Raw genomic sequence first — 17664 nt, 5'->3', positions numbered from 1 at the left:
ATGCACTCCATCCGAATTCTCTCCGCACAAGGCTCCCGCGCAATGCCTTCACCCTTAACGTCCAGCCGTACTGCATTGTCTGCCCCCGCCTTGCTGCTGTTTATCTCCGGTACTGCCGCCCTGATTTATCAGGTGCTGTGGATCAAACAACTGTCGCTGGTGATCGGTGTCGAGGTGGATGCCATCACCACGGGTATCAGCGCCTTCTTTGCCGGGCTGGCCCTTGGCGGGCTGCTGTTTGGCCGTTACGCCGACCGCCTGGGCAAGCCCTTGTTGTTGTATGCGGGCCTTGAGGTCGGAGTGGCCGTGCTCGGCATCGGCGCCACGCTGGGTCTGGGCATGGCAGCCGCGCCATTCGCCTGGCTCGAACAACGGATCGGCCTGCCCGCCTGGTTGCTGCCATTGATGCTGGTGGGCCTGCCCGCCCTCTTGATGGGCGGCACGCTGCCCGTGCTGATGCGCGCACTGGCGGCTGACCCGCACCATCTGGGCCAGGCCGGTGGCCGCCTGTATGCCGCCAATACCGGCGGGGCGATTGTCGGCACCCTGCTCACCGCCTTCGTGTTGATTGCCAGCCTCGGAGTGTTCGCCAGTGCCGTTGTTGCCGCCGCGCTCAACCTGATTGCCGCCGTGGCTGCCCTGTGCTTGCAACGCGGGCAGCACGCAACGGTCACCGGCCCCGTAGCGTCCAGCGCGGCAGCAAAACCGGCCCGGCTGGCCATGGCCTTGTATGCGATCGCGGGTGGAGTCGCGCTGGGCTACGAAGTGGTCTGGTCGCAGTCGATCGTTCAGTTCATGAGCACCCGTACCTATGCCTTTGCCGTGGTGCTGGCCACTTACCTGGCGGGACTGTTTATCGGCAGCAGCCTGATGGCTCGCCGGGTTGATCGGCTGCGCGACCCCTGGGGCATTTTTGCCTTGCTGATCGCTGGAGCCGGGCTGGTAGCACTGCTGGAAATCGCCCTGCTGGGGCGCTGGCTGATCCTGCTGCAAACCCAGGCAGAGACTGCGGTACTGGCCTTCGGTGGCAGTGTGTTGCTGGGCATGAGCGCGCGCTTCGCGGTGGCGGCACTGAGTATTGTGTTTGTCCCCACGTTGTTGCTGGGCGCAGCCTTCCCGGTAGCCCTGCGCCTGTGCGTCGGTCCCGGTCGGGTCGGGCGGGATGTCGGCGCAGTGGTGGCGTACAACACGCTGGGCGGGATTGTTGGCGTTGCGCTCTGCGGTTTTGTCCTGATCCCCTGGCTGGGGCTGGTCCATACCCTCGGGGTGTTGGCGATCATCGCTGCGGCAACAGGTTTTATCGCGGTACGCCAGGGCCACGGAGTCAAGAAAGGTCATCGCCAGGGCGTGATTGCGGTCAGCCTGGCAGCGTTGCTGGTGGCCATATTGACGCCGGTCGAGCGCCTCGCCGAACTGCTGCCCGGCGCCCGCAACGGTGAGCTGGCGTTTTATCAGGAAGGTCGCGGTGGTACGGTTGCCGTTGTGACTCAGGGCAAGGGTGAACGTACCTTTCACCGCCTGTACATCCAGGGCGTGTCCAACACCGGGGACGCCATGCCATCGCTGCGCTACATGCGCATCCAGGCCCTGTTGCCGCTGTTGATCCACAACGGCGAACCACGCTCGGCGCTGGTGATCGGCTTTGGTACCGGGATCACCGCCGGGGCCCTGCTCAGTTATCCAGGACTGGAGCAGCGGGTGGTGGCCGAGTTGCTGCCCTCGGTGGTCAAGGCTTCAAGCCTGTTCAAGGGCAACTTCGCTGCGGCTGCCAATCCCGGCTTGCAGGTACGTTTGCGCGACGGTCGCCAGGAGCTTTTGCGCAGCGAACAACGGTATGACCTGATCACCCTTGAACCTCCACCGCCCTCCGCCGCCGGAGTGGTCAACCTGTACTCGCGGGACTTCTATCAACTGGCTGCGCAGCGCCTGCAACCGCAAGGGATCGTTGCGCAATGGCTGCCGTTGCCGACGCAGAATATCGACGACTCGCGCTCGCTGGTGCGCAGTTTTCTCGACATGTTCCCTTACGCCACGCTATGGACCAGCGAGTTTCACGAAATGCTGTTGGTGGGGTCATTGCAGCCGATTGAACTGGACGCTGCGCGCATCAGTGCCCGCTTCGAGCAACCCGGCGTACGCAGCGCCCTGCAGGAAGTGGGCGTGGCTTCGTCAGCGGCACTGCTGGCGACCTGGGTGACCGACCGTGCAGGGCTGCAGCGTTTTGCTGCAGATGCGCCGGCCGTCACGGACGACCAACCGCGTATCGAGTACGCTCCCTGGGTTCGCAGCAAAGAAATCAGCCGGGTACTGCCGGCGTTGCTCGACCTGCGCCAACCGGCAGTGTTGCTCAATGCCGCCCCGGAGTTTGTCGAGCGCATGAATACCCATCAGCAACGCCTGATGCAGTTCTACCGTTCCAGCCTGCATGCCTATGAGGGCGACCGCGAGGCATGGAGCCGGGATATCCGGGAAGTGATGCGTGGCGATGGCGCCAACCCCTATTACCGCTGGTTTGTCGGTGAACGCTAGAGCCTTTTCGATACGGAAGTCGCAATGCCCAAAACTAAAACTATAAAAGCTGCAAACCGACCTGATTCGCGTCCAACCCTGATGAGCCGTTACCTGTTACCCATAAGCACCGCAGTGTTGCTGCTGGTGCTGGGCGGGCTGTGGTTTTATCTCAACCGCCCGGTGCCGGTACCGGTGGTGTTGACGCCCCCGCCTGCGGCAATCGCTTCTGTGAGCCCAAAATCCGCCCCGGCGCAGATGGTTGACGAACAACAGTGCCAGGGCTGTCACGACGCCCAGGTCAAAGACTGGCAAGGCTCTCATCATCAACTGGCCATGCAGGTGGCCGAGCCGCAGACTGTGCTCGCTGATTTCAACAATGCCGCGTTCAAGGGCGAAGGCGAGAACAGCCGGTTCTATCGCAAAGGTAACGAGTTCTGGGTCAACACACCGGGGGCCGATGGCAAGCCCGCCGACTTCAAGGTCGCCTACACCTTCGGCATTGCACCGTTGCAGCAGTATCTGATCGAAGTCGGTGACGGCAAGCTGCAAGCCCTGGGCGTGGCCTGGGATACTGAAAAAAACCGCTGGTTCCATCTGTACCCGGGCCAGGGCGTGAATTTCAAGAACCCGCTGCACTGGAGCAAGCCCAGCCAGAACGCCAACTTCATGTGCGTCGAGTGCCACACCACCGGCTACAAGCGCAACTTCGACGCCACCGCCAACACCTTCAACAGCCAGTGGAACAGCCTCGGCGTCGGTTGCCAGGCCTGCCACGGTCCGGCGTCCAGCCATTTGCGCGCCGTAACCGAAAACAACCCGTTGCCCCACAGCGGCTTTGACGTTGACCTTAAAAGCAAGGACGCCACTGTCGAGATCGAAACCTGCGCCCGCTGCCATGCCCGCCGCGCACCACTGGGCGATGGCTTTACCGTGGGCAAGCGCCTGATGGACGACTACCTGCCCAGCGTACTGACCCGCGAACTGTACGCACTGGACGGTAAGATCAAGGACGAGGTGTTCGAACACGGCTCGTTCCTGCAAAGCAAAATGTTCGACAAGGGCGTGCGTTGCAGCAACTGTCACAACCCCCACAGCACCGAACTCAAGGCGCCGGGCAATGGCGTGTGCCTGCAATGCCACAACACCGCCGGCAAGGCTGCGATCCCCGGAATTGACGGCAAGGGCCTGCAAGCGAAGAACTATGACTCCATCGACCACCATCGCCATGCCGAAGGCCAGCCGGGTTCGCAATGCGTGGATTGCCATATGCCCGGGAAGTTTTACATGGGCAACGACTTTCGCCATGACCACAGCTTCAGCATCCCCAACCCGCTGCGGGCCAAAGTCCTGGGTACCCCTGACGCCTGCCTGACCTGCCATCAGGGCAAGGCCGCAGACCGGGTAACCGAGCAATTCAAGCTATGGAGCGCCCACGATGCACCACAAGCGGCGCGCTATGATGAAAGCCTGTGGCTGATACGGGCAGGCCGGCCGGGTGCGGCGCAGACGCTGTACGAGCAATTGCGGCGCAACAATCTGCCGGCAATTCAACGCGCAACGCTGTTGGCCGAGCTGGCCAACTACCCCAGCGAATCCGCGCTGAAACTGGCCAGCAAGGACCTCAACCATCCCGCTGCGCAAGTGCGTGAAAGCGCGGTACGGGCGGTGAGCGCCTTCTTGCCACCTGCCGAGCGGATCGAGTTGCTCGGCCCGTTACTCAGTGACGACGTGCGTGCGGTGCGCATCATTGCCGCTCGCAACCTGCAGGGCGCTGCTCGCGCTGGCTTGGGGACGTATCAGCACGGGTGGGACACAGCCATCGGTGAATACGAAAGCGTGCAACTGAGCCTGGCCGAACGGGCCGAGTCCAACCTCAATCTGGCCATGCTGTACCAGGCCAGCGGGCGCAATGCCGAGGTTGAGCCCAAGCTGCGCGCCGCGTTGCTGCGTGATCCCGACTTCTACCCGGCGCTGGTCACTCTCGCCCAATGGCTGGAGGCCAGCGGGCGAAGTTCCGAGGCCTCGACCCTGCTCAGCGGCGCGATCAAGGCACAACCCCAGGCAGCATTGTTGCAACACAGCCAGGGGCTGGCATTGATTCGCGCCGGCCAGCCCGAACAAGCGATGAAAGCTTTGCAGCAGGCCGTGAAACTGGAACCGGACAACAGCCAGTACCGCTATGTGCTGGCGGTGGCCCTGCACCAGAGCGGCCAGCTCGACCAGGCCTGCGCACAAATGGAAGAACTGCTCAAACGCCAGCCGGCGTTTCGCGATGCGCGTCTGGCGTTGATCCAGTTCTACCTCGACAGCGGCCAGGAGCCCAAGGCGCAGGTGGTGCTGCAAGCCTGGAAACAGATCAATCCTGAGGATATGGCGTTGAAGTGACAGCCCTCACTCCCCCGCCATGCGCTCCAGGCTGTTGCTCAAATGCAGCAGCATGGCAGCGCGGGCGGCGTCGGGGTCCTGGCGGCGGATCGCGCGCAAGATTGCCTCATGCTCCAGAACGGCCATTTGCCCAAGCTGCTTGAGGTCGGTATCACCGCGCTCTTCACTATTGATCCGGGTACGCGGAATCACCGAACGCCCCAACTGGGCAATGATATCGGTGAAGTACGCGTTGCCTGTCGCCTGAGCAATCAACTGGTGGAAGCGCAGGTCCGGCTCGACGCTGCTGTCATTGTTGGCCAGTGAATTCTGGTGGTCATCCAGCGCCTGGCGCATCTGCAGCAGTTGTTCCTCCGTGCGACGCCTGGCGGCCAGCGCCGCGGCCTGGGTCTCCAGGCCCAGGCGCAATTCGACGATACCGCGCACGCTGGCCGCGGTATCCCGGCTCAAGTGAATGCCCTGGCGCTGATCACGCTCAAGCACGAAGGTACCAATGCCGTGACGGGTTTCGACCAGCCCCGCTGCCTGCAACTTGGATATTGCTTCACGCACCACCGTGCGGCTCACACCGTACTCGCGCACGATGGCCGACTCGGAAGGCAGCTTCTCGCCGGGTGCCAGTTGGCCCAGCAGGATTCGCTGTGTCAGCTCGGCCACTATGTCGTGGGCCAGGCCCGGTGAACGCTTGCGCAACGGCGCACTCTGGGGGTCGTGCATGGGGCAAATCCCTTCGAACAAGACGGCCTGATAGTAGCACCCGAACATGTATGACAAGTTATATAAAAATCAGACAAACCTGTGCTTAAAACTGATTACGGCCTTCAGGCAAGTACCTCTTTTGCAGCTTTATTTGGCCTTAAAGCCAGCAAATCACCCGAAAATTGACACTTCAGTATCTATATCGACATTTTTATAACTTTTTGGTTTGTTTCAAAGCATTGCCAGGAAAAAAGCCAACTCGTATGATGTCTGGCAACTGCAGGCCTGACCTGCGGCACACATAACCCGCATAAAAATAATCAGTGGGGCTTTGAATTGTGAACACTTCCAGCAATCCGTCTGCTGCGTACGCCAACGACCCCGTCCTGGCCCGTGCGATCCAAAAGGTGAAGAGGCATGTACTGCCGCTCTTCGTCATCATGTTTATCGTCAACTACATCGACCGGGTAAACATCGGCTTTGTGCGCAGCCACATGGAGCACGATCTGGGCATTGGTGCCGCCGCCTATGGTTTCGGTGCCGGGCTGTTTTTCATCGGCTACGCACTGTTTGAAGTGCCGTCCAATATGCTGCTGCAAAAAGTCGGCGCCCGCATCTGGCTGACCCGGATCATGTTCACCTGGGGCATCACCGCCACCCTGATGGCCTTTATCCAGAACGAAACCCACTTCTATATCCTGCGTTTTCTGCTCGGCGTAGCCGAAGCGGGCTTCTTCCCGGGCGTGATCTATTACTTCACCCGCTGGCTGCCAGGCGCCGAACGCGGCAAGGCGATTGCCATCTTCCTCAGCGGCTCGGCACTGGCCTCGCTGATCTCGGGACCACTGAGCGGCCTGCTGCTGCAAATCACCGGCATGGGCCTGCATGGCTGGCAGTGGATGTACATCATCGAAGGCATGGCCTCGGTGGTGCTGTGCGTGTTTGTGTGGTTCTGGCTGGACTCAAAACCTCATGACGCCAAGTGGCTCAGCCGTGCCGAGCAAGATGCGCTGGTCAACGAGATTGACCGCGAGCAGCGTGAACGCGATGCCGCCAACACCGTCAAGCCAACCCTGGGCATGCTGCTCAAGGATCGTCAGATCATGCTGTTCTGCGCGATCTATTTCTGTATCCAGCTGACCATTTACGCGGCCACCTTCTGGCTGCCGAGCATCATCAAAAAAATGGGCGACCTGAGCGATATCCAGGTGGGCTTTTACAACTCGATCCCGTGGCTGATCTCCATCATTGCCATGTACGCCTTTGCCTCGCTGGCCAGCAAATTCAGGTTCCAGCAGGCCTGGGTGGCGGCCGCCCTGGTCATTGCCGCCATCGGCATGTTTATGTCCACTACCGGCGGACCGATCTTTGCGTTTATCGCCATCTGCTTTGCCGCCATCGGTTTCAAATCGGCTTCGGCGCTGTTCTGGCCCATTCCCCAGGGCTACCTGGATGCACGCATCGCGGCGGCGGTCATCGCGCTGATCAATTCCATCGGCAACCTCGGCGGCTTCGTCGCCCCCACCACCTTCGGCTTCCTGGAACAAACCACCGGCTCGATCCAGGGCGGCCTCTATGGTCTGGCCGGCACGTCGATCATTGCGGCTCTCATTGTGTTCTTTGCCAAGACCAAACCCACTCCCACGGCCGTGACCCCCACCGCCCTGCAACCTGCCTGACAAGGACCAGACCATGAACGCCGACCATCAACATCACGCCATAAAAGCTCCGATCGTCACCAGCCTGCAGGTAATTCCGGTGGCGGGCCATGACAGCATGCTGCTCAACCTCAGTGGCGCCCACGGCCCCTTTTTTACCCGCAATATCGTTATCCTCAAGGACAGCAGCGGCCATATCGGCGTGGGTGAAGTGCCCGGTGGCGAACGCATCCGCGAAACCCTGGAAGACGCCCGCAACCTGGTGGTGGGCCAGCCCATCGGCAACTACCAGAGCGTTCTCAACGCCATGCGCAGCACCTTCGCCGCCCGCGATTCGGCGGGGCGCGGCCTGCAGACCTTCGACCTGCGCATCACCATCCACGCCGTCACCGCCATGGAAGCCGCCCTGCTCGACTTGCTCGGCCAGTTCCTGGAAGTGCCAGTGGCAGCCCTGCTTGGCGAAGGCCAGCAACGCGATGCGGTAAAGATGCTCGGCTACCTGTTTTACATTGGCGATCGCCAACAGACCGATCTGGCCTACCGCAATGAAACCGAAGGTGATGACTGGCAACGCCTGCGCCATGAAAAGGCGCTGAGCCCTGAAGCCATTGTGCGCCTGGCAGACGCGGCGCAAGCCCGTTATGGTTTCAACGATTTCAAGCTCAAGGGCGGCGTGCTGCGCGGCGCCGAAGAAATCGAGGCAGTAACCGCACTGGCCGAGCGCTTCCCCGATGCGCGCATCACCCTGGACCCCAATGGCGCATGGTCACTTAAAGAAGCCATCGCCCTGTGCCGTGATCAGCATCAGGTGCTGGCCTATGCCGAAGACCCGTGTGGCGCCGAAAACGGCTATTCGGGGCGCGAAGTGATGGCTGAGTTCCGCCGCGCCACCGGCCTGCCTACGGCTACCAACATGATTGCCACTGACTGGCGCGAAATGGGCCATGCGATTCAGTCACAAGCCGTGGACATTCCCCTGGCCGACCCGCATTTCTGGACGATGCAGGGCTCGGTACGCGTTGCACAGATGTGCCACGAATGGGGCCTGACCTGGGGCTCGCACTCCAACAACCACTTTGATATTTCCCTGGCCATGTTCACCCAGGTTGCGGCTGCAGCGCCGGGGGACATCACCGCCATTGATACCCACTGGATCTGGCAGGACGGCCAGCGCCTGACCCGTGAACCGCTGAAAATTGTCGACGGCCACATCAAGGTTCCGACAAAGCCTGGTTTGGGCGTGGACATCGACATGGACGCCGTGGCCAAGGCTCACGAACTGTACAAAGGCATGGGCCTGGGTGCACGGGATGACAGCGTAGCCATGCAGTACATGATTCCCGGCTGGAAATACGACAACAAAAAGCCCTGTCTGGTGCGTTGAATCGCTCATTAGAGCGTGGCAACTGCCTGAAGGCGCCAGCGATTGGCGCCTTTTTCTTGCCCGAAAACTGGATCCAATATCAAATTTCAGGCAAAAAAAAGCCCAAGTAGCTGATGGAAACTTGGGGCTTAAAAATGCATAAACCGTGGTAGGTGAACGCGGGGCGATCTTACCCTATCGTAACAATCAGTAACAAGTGATTCTGCACATTTTATTTCAAGGCAATACTGACCTAAGTCATTAAATAGCCACAGTTTTTAAGATTTAGTTGATTTTAAATGGCCATCACTGCACGGAAGCTGGGTAGTTTTAACCCACTTTTACGCTTGTATTTAATGGGAAACGGGCTATAGCGATTCAGGCGATGCGGTGTGCCAGTTGAACCGCGTCGATACCATCGCGGGCAAGCCCGCTCCCACAACAAATCAGCCGGCGAAATTGCCGCTCAGCGCCGCCAGCCCGCCCTGATAAACCCCGGCAAACAGTTCTTCGGCAGCTTCAGTGCTCACACCTGCCGGGGTGAACTGGCCCGACCAGGTCACACGGGCGCCGTCGCCCAGCGCTTCAACGCGCAAGGTCGCCAGGTAGTCGGTCACCGGGAACGGCGCCTCGACAATGGAGTAGCTATAGGTCTTGCCAGCATTGTCGAATGTTTGCAGGCGCTCAACGATCACCGTGCCATCCACGGTCTGCAGATGGCGCAAGCGCCCGCCTTCACCAGATTCACTGGTAGCAACCAGGGGCAGCCAGTCCGGCAGCGAGTTAAAGCCACCGATCAATTGCCAGACCTGGTCGGCTGAAACGGGAATATCAATAAATGCGGATGCAGCTGCCATGGGGGCATGCCTCTTGGAAGAAATGGGGGGATTACACGAAAACCGGCCTGAAAAAGCTGCGCTCGTAACTCAGGATACAGCGATTGTCTTCAGCCAGTTTAAACGCGGCAATGCACTCGGCATCGGTTTTTGAGCGCTCGCGATAGTCTTCATAGGCTGCGAGGCTGGGGAAGGTGAACATGGCCAGGGCGATATTGTTGGCACCTTCCGAGGGCAGAAAGTAGCCATGATGCTGGCCGCCGAACTTCTCTACCAGCGGGATCCAGACTTTGGCATAGGCCTCGAATTCGGCCAGTTGGTAAGGGTCAATCACGTAACGCAGGTAGCAGGTGATCATCGATGCATTCCACGGGGCGAAAGGAGATCGAGACTAATCTCCAGCCGCCCCGCGGGTCAATTCACTCAACGTCGATGCAGGCAGTCGTCCTCGGCGTAAATGGCCGTGTGCAGGCCGCCGTCAGCATCCAGCCAGGCGCGGTACATGCCCGGCGTATTGAAGCTCAGCACGGTCTCGCCAGCCGGTGTCACGGCGACCACACCGCCGTTACCACCCAGCTCCTTGAGCTCGCCCTGCACAACTTGCTCGCAGGCGTCAGCCAGGCTCGAACCCACCAGGCGAATGCGCGATGCGATGTTGTGAGCCACCACGGTGCGCATAAAGAACTCGCCGTGCCCGGTCGCCGAAATTGCCGCGCTGCGGTCATCGGCCCAGGTGCCGGAGCCGATCAGCGGCGAGTCGCCCACCCGGCCATAGCGCTTGTTGGTAATGCCACCCGTGGAGGTGGCCGCTGCGACATGGCCGTGGCTATCCAGAGCAACAGCACCCACGGTGCCAAATTTTTTCTCCACGCCTCCCGGCTCCAGCAACACCGTCTCCGGCTGCTGCTGTTGCGCAGCCCACTGGCGACGACGCAAGGGCGTGTCGTACCAGTCATTGCTGACGTGTTCCAGACCCGCCTGTTCGGACAGGAACAAGTCTGCCCCGGCACCGGCCAGCAGCACATGCTCACTGTGTTCCAGGACCGCACGGGCTCCACAGATCGGATTGCGCACATGGTGCACACCGGCCACGGCACCGGCTTCGCGGTTGGCACCATTCATGATCGCGGCGTCCAGTTCATGGTCTCCGGCATGGGTAAACACCGCGCCTTTGCCGGCGTTGAACCAGGGGCACTCTTCGAGCTCAACCACACTGGCCTGTACCGCATCCAGGCTGCTGCCGCCCTTTTCCAGCACATCGACACCGGCCTTGAGCGCCTGCAGCAATGCGGCGTGGATCGCCTGTTCGTCTTCGCGGGTCAAGACACCGGGCATCAGCACACCGGCACCGCCATGCAAGGCCATCGCAATGGATTGGGTCATTGGGCATGCACTCCGTGATTGATTATCTGGCTCAAAAAACGTTGGGTACGGGGAGACTCGGGGGCGGAGAAAAACCGCTCGGGGGGCGCTTCTTCAACGATCTCGCCCTGGTCCATAAATACGATCCGGTCTGCCACTTTGCGCGCAAAACCCATTTCGTGGGTCACGCAGATCATGGTCATGCCTTCCTGGGCCAGGCCGGTCATCACGTCCAGCACTTCAGCGATCATTTCCGGGTCCAGGGCCGAGGTCGGCTCATCAAACAACATGACTTTGGGCTGCATGCACAGCGCCCGGGCGATGGCGATGCGTTGCTGCTGGCCACCGGACAACTGCGACGGAAACTTGTTGGCGTGGTCGCGCATTTTGACCTTGTCCAGCAAGCCCAGCGCACGCTCGATGGCTTGCGCCTCGGGCACGCCCAGATTAGACGTCTGGGGCAAGGTGCAGTTTTTCAGTACCGTGAGGTGCGGGAACAGGTTGAAGTGCTGGAAGCACATGCCCACCTGGCGGCGGATACGCTCCAGCCCCCTGAGGTTGCCGTTGAGCTCCTCGCCCAGCACCTCGACCAGGCCCTGCTGGTGTTGCTCCAGCTGGTTGATGCAACGGATCAGGGTCGATTTGCCGGAACCCGAAGGCCCGCAGATCACCACTTTTTCCCCGGCCTGCACATTCAGCGAGATGTTCTTCAGCACATGGGCATTGCCGAACCACTTGTTCAATTGTTCGATGCGCACCATCGCGGCGGCATCAGCCTTGGGTTTGCTGATCATGAGCGGCTTTGCTCCATACGTTGTTCAAGGTGTCGGGCATAGCGCGACAGTGCAAAACAGATGACGAAGAAGTAGATCGCCAGGAAGACGTAGATTTCGTGGCCATACTCAACCCATTCCGGGGCGACGGCAGTGCTCATGGCGATGCCGACGATGTCCAGCACGCCCACGATCATTACCAGCGTGGTCTCTTTGAACAGGCCGATAAACTGGGTGAGCAAAGGCGCTATGGACTGCTTGAGCACTTGCGGCAGGATGATCTGGCCCATGGTTTTCCAGTAGCCAAAACCCAGCGCCATTGCCGCTTCGTACTGCCCCTTGGGCAGGTTCTGCAGACCGCCGCGCAGGGTCTCGGCCATGTAGGCGGCGGTAAACAGGATCAATACCAGTTGCACCCGCAGCAGGATGTCGAAGGCCGAGTCTGGCGGCAGGAACAACTGGATCATCAGCGAGGCCATAAACAGCAGCGAGATCACCGGCACCGAGCGCACCAGCTCGATGTACAGCACGCAGAGCATACGCACCACGGGCAATTTCGAGCGCCGGCCCAGAGCCAGCAAAATCCCCAGCGGCAAGGCAAAGATCATCCCTGCGGTGCCCAGGAACACCGTGACCAGCATCCCGGCGAATTTGGTCGAAGACACCTCGGGCAAACCGGCACCGCCCTTGAGCAACCACCACATCACAATCGGCAGCAATGCCAGATACCCCAGCAGCAGGCGTCGGTCCAGGCGCTTGAAAAACAGCAAGACAAACGCTGCCCCTGCCAGCATCAGTGCCAGGCTTACCCGCCACTGTTCAGCCTGCGGGTAGAAGCCGTATACGAACAGGTTCCAGCGCTGGGTAATCGGCAGCCAGCAAGCGCCGCCGGGGTTGCAGTCTTTGGCGCTGCTGCCGACGAAGGTGGCATCAAATACCAGCCAGTTCAGCGCCGCGGGCACACACCAGCAGAGCAGTGCCAGTACGCTCAGGGTCAGCAGCCCATGGCCCACGCTGGGGAACAGGTGGCTGCGGCTCCAGGCCAGGGCACGCTGTAGCCGGGGCAAGCGCGGCGGTGCCAGCGGCACTGCCAGTGCATGATTCATTGCGGTCATGTTCAGTGCCCCCTCTGGCCAATACGGTGGTTATAGATATTCATCGCCAACGAGATCACCAGGCTGATTGCACAGTAGGTGCCCATCACCAGCGCGATACATTCGATGGCCTGGCCGGTCTGGTTCAGGGTGGTGCCGCCGGTTGACGAGACCAGCTCCATAAAGCCGATGACCACCCCCAGCGAGGAGTTCTTGACGATGTTCAGATAGGTGTTGGTGATCTGCGGAATCATCGGATAGATGGCCTGCGGCACGATCAACTGGCGCAGGGTAGTGCCGGATGTGAAGCCGAGTGCCCTGGCCGCTTCGTACTGGCCGCGATGCACAGATTCAATCGCGCCACGTACGATCTCGGCGATGTAACTGGCGCTGTAAAACGACAGGGCCAGGCACAGCGCGAGCATTTCCGGCACCAGAGTGATCCCGCCCTTGAACCCGAAACCGCGCTGCACCGGCACTTCCCATTGCACATGGGCGTCACTCAGGGCGTACACCAGCAAGGGCAGCAGCACCGCTCCGGCCAGCAGCGCGGGCCAGCGCCTGGAGGCAAATCCGCGCCACGGCCCGCGCGCTTCTTTCAAGCGGCAGAACACATAAGCCAGCAAGGTGCCCAGCAGCATCAGAAAGAGCCCCCAGCCGACTACGCTGCCCTGTTCGAGCCACGGCAGGTTGAGGCCGTTATTGTTCAAAAACACCACGCCAAACAGCGAGGCCGAGTGCTTGACTCCGGGCAGCGCCAAGACCAGCCCGTACCACCAGACCAGATGCACCACCAACGGGACGTTGCGCAAAAATTCGATGCAGGTGCCGCTCAGGCGCTTGATCAGCCAGTTCTCCGAGACGCGCGCCATGCCCAGCGCACCTCCCAGCAAGGTCGCCAGCACAATGCTCAGCACCGACACCAGCAAGGTGTTGAGCAAGCCCACCAGATAGGCGCGGGCATAGGTTGCATCCGGGGTGTAATCAATCAGCGAGAAGCTGATGTCATAACCGGCGCGCTGGGACAGAAAACCGAACCCCGAGGCGATATTGAGGTTCTTCAGGTTCAGCGCGGCGTTGCTGGAGAGCAGGTAAAACACTGCGCCAACCAGAGCCAGTACCAGCCCCTGCTGCAGCACGCTCGACAGGCGCAGGTTGGGCGAACGATGGGTCGACATGACAGAACTCCCCTCAGCGAATCGGCGGCGCGTACATCAGGCCATGGTCTTTCCAGCTGCGGTTGAGACCGCGCGGAATATTCAATGCCGTCTGCTGGCCGAGGTTGCGCTCATAGATTTGCGCGTAGTTGCCGACTTGCTTGAGGGCGCGATACGCCCAGTCACTGTCCAGGCCAAAGGACTTGCCGATGGTGCCTTCCGTGCCCAGCAAGCGGGCGATATCAGTGGATGCGGTCTTATTGCCACGCAACTCGTCGACGTTGTCCGAGGTCACGCCCAGCTCTTCGCCGGTCATCAGCGCGTAAGCGGTCCAGGTCACGATATTGCGCCACACCGTGTCACCTTGAGCGACGAAGGCACCCAGCGGCTCCTTGGAAATCACCTCGGGCAACAGCGCATAGTCCTTGGGGTTGTTCATCAGCGCCAGGCGCGCTGCCAGCCCCGAAGAATCATTGGAAATGGCGTTACAGCGGCCGCGCTGGAAAGCGGCGTACAGCTCGGGGCTTTTTTCGATGACCACGGTTTTGTAAGTCAGGCCACGGCGACCGAAATAATCTTCCAGGTTTTGCTCGGAGGTGGTACCCGGTGACAGGCAGAAAGTGGCGCCGTCCAGGTCAGTGAGTTTCTGGATACCGTCGGCGGCGTGGGTCATAAAGCCCTGGCCGTCGTAAAACCACACGGTGGTGAAGTCCACGCCCAGGTTGGCGATGCGCTCAGCGGTCCAGGAGGCGGCCCGCGACAGAATATCGATCTCCCCGGAGGCCAGGGCGGTAAAGCGGTTTTTTGCGGTGGTGGTCAGGTACTCGACCTTGTCCGCATCCCCCAGCACGGCCGCGGCCACGGCGCGGCACAGATCCACGTCCATGCCGGTCCAGCGGCCCTTGTCATCAATCAGCGAAAAGCCCGGTTTGTCGCCCGCGACCCCGCAGCGCACACTGCCATGCGCCTTGACCTTCTCCAGCACACCTGCCTGGGCGGCCTGGGCACCGGTCAACAGCAGTGCCAACAGCGGAGCACCCAGTAAAAGCTTGGCCCTATTCAATTTATGCATATCATTGCCCCTTGAAAATTCTTCTTGTTATGCCTGTCAACCACAGTCCAACGGCAGGTGGCGGTTGAGGAGCACAATAAAGACAGCGGCATGGCCCGGATAGCGGCAATTGATCCACTATGCTGGACGAGCTATCGAATATTGGAATAACCCTATGAACATCGACTGGTATGAAGATTTTCTTGCCCTGGCCGATACCGGCAAGTTCACGGCGGCGGCGAGCATGCGCGGCTCCTCACAATCGGCCCTGAGCCGGCGCATTCAATTGCTCGAAGCGCATCTGGGTGCAACCCTGATCGACCGTGAGCGCAACCCGGTACGCCTGACGGCCGCCGGTGAGGCGTTGTTGCCCAATGCCGTGGAACTGGTGCGCATGGCCCGCGACTGTGAACAGAGCGTCAAGGTGCTCAACCGGCCACTGACCTTCGCCTCGCTGCACACCCTTGCCTGCAACTTCTTCCCGGGCTGGATCAGCCAGTTGAACAGCCCGCAATCGCCGCTTTTTACCCGTATCGACACGGGTTATCGCAGCACCGACGACTACTACATGGCGCTCATGTCCGGGCGTTGCGATTTCATCCTGTTCTACCGTGATACCAAGACGGCGCCCTACTCGCGCCAGAGCGAATTCGAGGTCAAGTCCCTGGGCCATGACGAGTTGTACTGGGTGGCCACTCCGGCACTGGCGGCGCATTGCGCGCAGACCGATGAACCGATTCCACTGCTCAGTTACTCGCGCAGTGCGCAATTGCATGAACTGTCGCGCACCCAGATCAACCGTCACCCCCAGCCTCAACGTTTGCTGCAGGTATTCGAGGCCACGGTGTCCGAGGCACTCAAACCGATGGTCGCCAGCGGCCAGGGGGTGGCGTGCATGCCCCACAGCATGGTGGCGCCGCTGATTGAGCGCGGTGAACTGGTGCGCTTGTACCCGGATATGGAGTCCGACCATCTGGAAGTGATCCTGGTGCGCTGGCGGGACAACCGTAACCCCCAGGCCGAAGCGCTCTGGCAGCGGTTGTAGACAAAGAACGTGTAAAGATCTCGGGACCGCTGCGCACCGGCGACAGGCGTACGCAGGGGCGAAAGCGCTTTGGTTACTTTGCCGTTTTTGCAAAGTGACTCGCTGTAAGAGCGAAACCCATATTCCAGTTAGACATGCATGCCGGATATGTACCCGGCCTGCCAGTTATCACCAATGCCCCCCAATCGCGGCCCCGCACAACACCAGCCCCACTACGAACTTTCAGGATTTTTCGCACAGGTTTGCCAATTGCTGAGGTATCGGCACGACGCCTATAGTCAGCCCTCGCCGATAAGGCGACCGGGTTTGGCGACCTGGCAGTATCCAGTTAACGTGTGGTTGTTAAATATGGCTAAGCGTGTATTTTGCTCGCACTGCTTTATGGCAGCTGTACGTGGGAGATCTTCGGGTCTGCCGGGTTTCCTGGATCACCGGTTCGCCAACCCGCGTACAGCGGCCACCTGTTTTCGTTTGGCGACGAAATAAGCTGGCTCAAATACCCTTCCAGGAGCATCACTTATGACTCAACATCCATTTATTCCGTTAACCGCCATCGACTGCACCATCCCCGCCTTATTTATCGACCGCAATACGCCCCTCGATGTGCTTCACGCCAACGCCGTGGCCCGCATGCTGGCGGCAACCCAACTTATGGAAACACTCTCCAGCCGAGAATTGCAGCAGGCAGATTCGGTTGATCTCAAACATCTGGCCACGGCTGCTGCGCTGCTACTGCGAGATGGTTGTGACGTGTTGAATGTGTTGGGTTGGCGATTGCAGCCTGCATAGAAAAACACCCCAGTGCAGGGTTTTACGATGGCTGCGTCTACAGGATTCGTCGTCTATCCCTCTACGTAGCAGTTGACGAGTAGAACGAGGCTGCGTTCGATCGCGCAGCGGTCGCAAAACAGGTACACGCGGTATGCCTGATTAACCGAGGAAGCTGACTTTACGACTGCTACGTCGCAGTGGCGCACCAAGCCGAACGCAGCCTCGCACGGCTCGTCAGCTGCTACGGATCGTGAATGCACCCCACCAACCAGGCCGGCCGGTCGGCCGCCTCGGCGGGCAGTGCTTTTGATCTGCCCGCCCCTTCGGGAGGCCGAGAGGAGGTTCTGCGTAGTGGGTCGACCGGCATGGATGCCGGGAGAGCCGTGTTGGGCCAGGGATGGCCCGTCACGGCGGGCCCACGGAGCGGGACCGGAGCGAGGGACACCTGAGCGCAGCGAAGGCCGTACGCAGGGGCGAAAGCGCTTTGGTTACTTTGCCGCTTTTGCAAAGTGACTCGCTGTAAGAGCGAAACCATCATTTCAGTTAACTGCGGATGCCGGATATGTACCCAGTGTGCCAGTTGTTTTGCGATGCGCCCGCAGCGATGCCGAGTACATATCTATTCGATGTGTCACGACTTTCTACGGGTTCCGCCCTTACGGCGGGTCACTTTTTCCAGACGCCGAAAAAGTAACCAAAAAGGCTTGCCCTACCATACGGCCGCCTCGCCCAGGCTCGGTGGTTCCCTCACTCCGGCACTGTCATGGGGGCACGCCGCGACGGGCCATCCATGGCCCATCGCGGCTGGCGCGGCGTCCTGCCGCGCCACCCCCATAACAGCACCTGCGTTCGGCCTTCTGTGATGGGCATTCGCGTCGTCTGGACATACGTGTGGCTCCAGCAAAAGCAAAAGCAAAAGCAAAAGCAAAAGCAAAAGCAAAATCCATCGCAGACGCTAC

General features: G+C 60.4%; 14 protein-coding genes. 6 read left to right on the top strand and 8 right to left on the bottom strand.

Going from position 1 to position 17664, the window contains the following annotated elements; translation table 11 throughout:
• Positions 1 to 42 precede the first annotated feature (42 nt).
• Positions 43 to 2529 carry a fused MFS/spermidine synthase gene (locus tag CJU81_RS13705; RefSeq protein WP_095037073.1) on the top strand — a complete coding sequence of 829 codons (2487 nt, stop codon included), beginning with the start codon at positions 43 to 45 and terminating at the stop codon, positions 2527 to 2529.
• A gap of 24 nt (positions 2530 to 2553) precedes the next feature.
• The gene (locus tag CJU81_RS13700) at positions 2554 to 4896 is read left to right on the top strand and encodes a tetratricopeptide repeat protein (RefSeq protein WP_095037072.1); all 2343 of its coding nucleotides are present in this window, start codon (positions 2554 to 2556) and stop codon (positions 4894 to 4896) included.
• A gap of 6 nt (positions 4897 to 4902) precedes the next feature.
• Here CJU81_RS13700 and CJU81_RS13695 read toward each other — a convergent pair whose 3' ends face one another.
• Positions 4903 to 5613, bottom strand: a complete 711-nt coding sequence (locus CJU81_RS13695; protein ID WP_095037071.1) for a FadR/GntR family transcriptional regulator — start codon at positions 5611 to 5613, stop codon at positions 4903 to 4905.
• Positions 5614 to 5933: 320 nt separating this feature from the next.
• On the opposite strand from CJU81_RS13695, the gene CJU81_RS13690 reads away from it, so the two are divergent.
• Both CJU81_RS13690 and gudD read left to right on the top strand, forming a co-directional pair.
• Positions 5934 to 7274, top strand: coding sequence for an MFS transporter (locus tag CJU81_RS13690; protein ID WP_095030266.1), 1341 nt, complete (start codon positions 5934 to 5936; stop codon positions 7272 to 7274).
• Between the two features lie 13 nt (positions 7275 to 7287).
• Positions 7288 to 8637 (top strand): glucarate dehydratase, encoded by a 1350-nt coding sequence (gene gudD, locus CJU81_RS13685; protein ID WP_095037070.1) that lies wholly within the window; start codon positions 7288 to 7290, stop codon positions 8635 to 8637.
• Positions 8638 to 9062: 425 nt separating this feature from the next.
• Here gudD and CJU81_RS13680 read toward each other — a convergent pair whose 3' ends face one another.
• The 7 genes from CJU81_RS13680 to CJU81_RS13650 form a co-directional block, all read right to left on the bottom strand.
• Positions 9063 to 9473, bottom strand: coding sequence for an SRPBCC family protein (locus CJU81_RS13680; RefSeq protein ID WP_095037069.1), 411 nt, complete (start codon positions 9471 to 9473; stop codon positions 9063 to 9065).
• Positions 9474 to 9504: 31 nt separating this feature from the next.
• Positions 9505 to 9810, bottom strand: a complete 306-nt coding sequence (locus tag CJU81_RS13675; RefSeq protein WP_095037068.1) for an NIPSNAP family protein — start codon at positions 9808 to 9810, stop codon at positions 9505 to 9507.
• Between the two features lie 65 nt (positions 9811 to 9875).
• Entirely contained in the window at positions 9876 to 10835 is a 960-nt protein-coding gene (locus tag CJU81_RS13670) for an isoaspartyl peptidase/L-asparaginase family protein (RefSeq protein WP_095037067.1), read from the bottom strand.
• A complete protein-coding gene (locus tag CJU81_RS13665; RefSeq protein ID WP_095037066.1) occupies positions 10832 to 11608 on the bottom strand; it encodes an amino acid ABC transporter ATP-binding protein in 777 nt (258 codons plus the stop codon). The genes CJU81_RS13670 and CJU81_RS13665 overlap by 4 nt, the downstream gene beginning before the upstream one ends.
• A complete protein-coding gene (locus CJU81_RS13660; RefSeq protein ID WP_095037065.1) occupies positions 11605 to 12702 on the bottom strand; it encodes an amino acid ABC transporter permease in 1098 nt (365 codons plus the stop codon). Before CJU81_RS13660 ends, CJU81_RS13665 begins: the two co-directional genes overlap by 4 nt.
• 2 nt (positions 12703 to 12704) lie before the next feature.
• Positions 12705 to 13859: an amino acid ABC transporter permease gene (locus tag CJU81_RS13655; RefSeq protein ID WP_095037064.1), complete on the bottom strand. Its 1155-nt coding sequence runs from the start codon at positions 13857 to 13859 to the stop codon at positions 12705 to 12707.
• A 13-nt stretch (positions 13860 to 13872) separates the two neighbouring features.
• Positions 13873 to 14910 (bottom strand): amino acid ABC transporter substrate-binding protein, encoded by a 1038-nt coding sequence (locus CJU81_RS13650; RefSeq protein WP_095037063.1) that lies wholly within the window; start codon positions 14908 to 14910, stop codon positions 13873 to 13875.
• Between the two features lie 154 nt (positions 14911 to 15064).
• Between CJU81_RS13650 and CJU81_RS13645 the strand changes: the two genes are divergently transcribed.
• Positions 15065 to 15934: a LysR family transcriptional regulator gene (locus tag CJU81_RS13645; RefSeq protein WP_095037062.1), complete on the top strand. Its 870-nt coding sequence runs from the start codon at positions 15065 to 15067 to the stop codon at positions 15932 to 15934.
• Between the two features lie 519 nt (positions 15935 to 16453).
• A complete protein-coding gene (locus CJU81_RS13640) occupies positions 16454 to 16723 on the top strand; it encodes a hypothetical protein (RefSeq protein ID WP_048351816.1) in 270 nt (89 codons plus the stop codon).
• Positions 16724 to 17664 lie beyond the last annotated feature (941 nt).

It is taken from the genome of Pseudomonas fragi (assembly GCF_002269505.1).
GTDB classification, from domain to species: Bacteria; Pseudomonadota; Gammaproteobacteria; order Pseudomonadales; family Pseudomonadaceae; genus Aquipseudomonas; species Aquipseudomonas fragi_D.
Note: the sequence above shows the minus strand (reverse complement) of the source record. Positions and strands in the feature narration are given on the sequence as shown.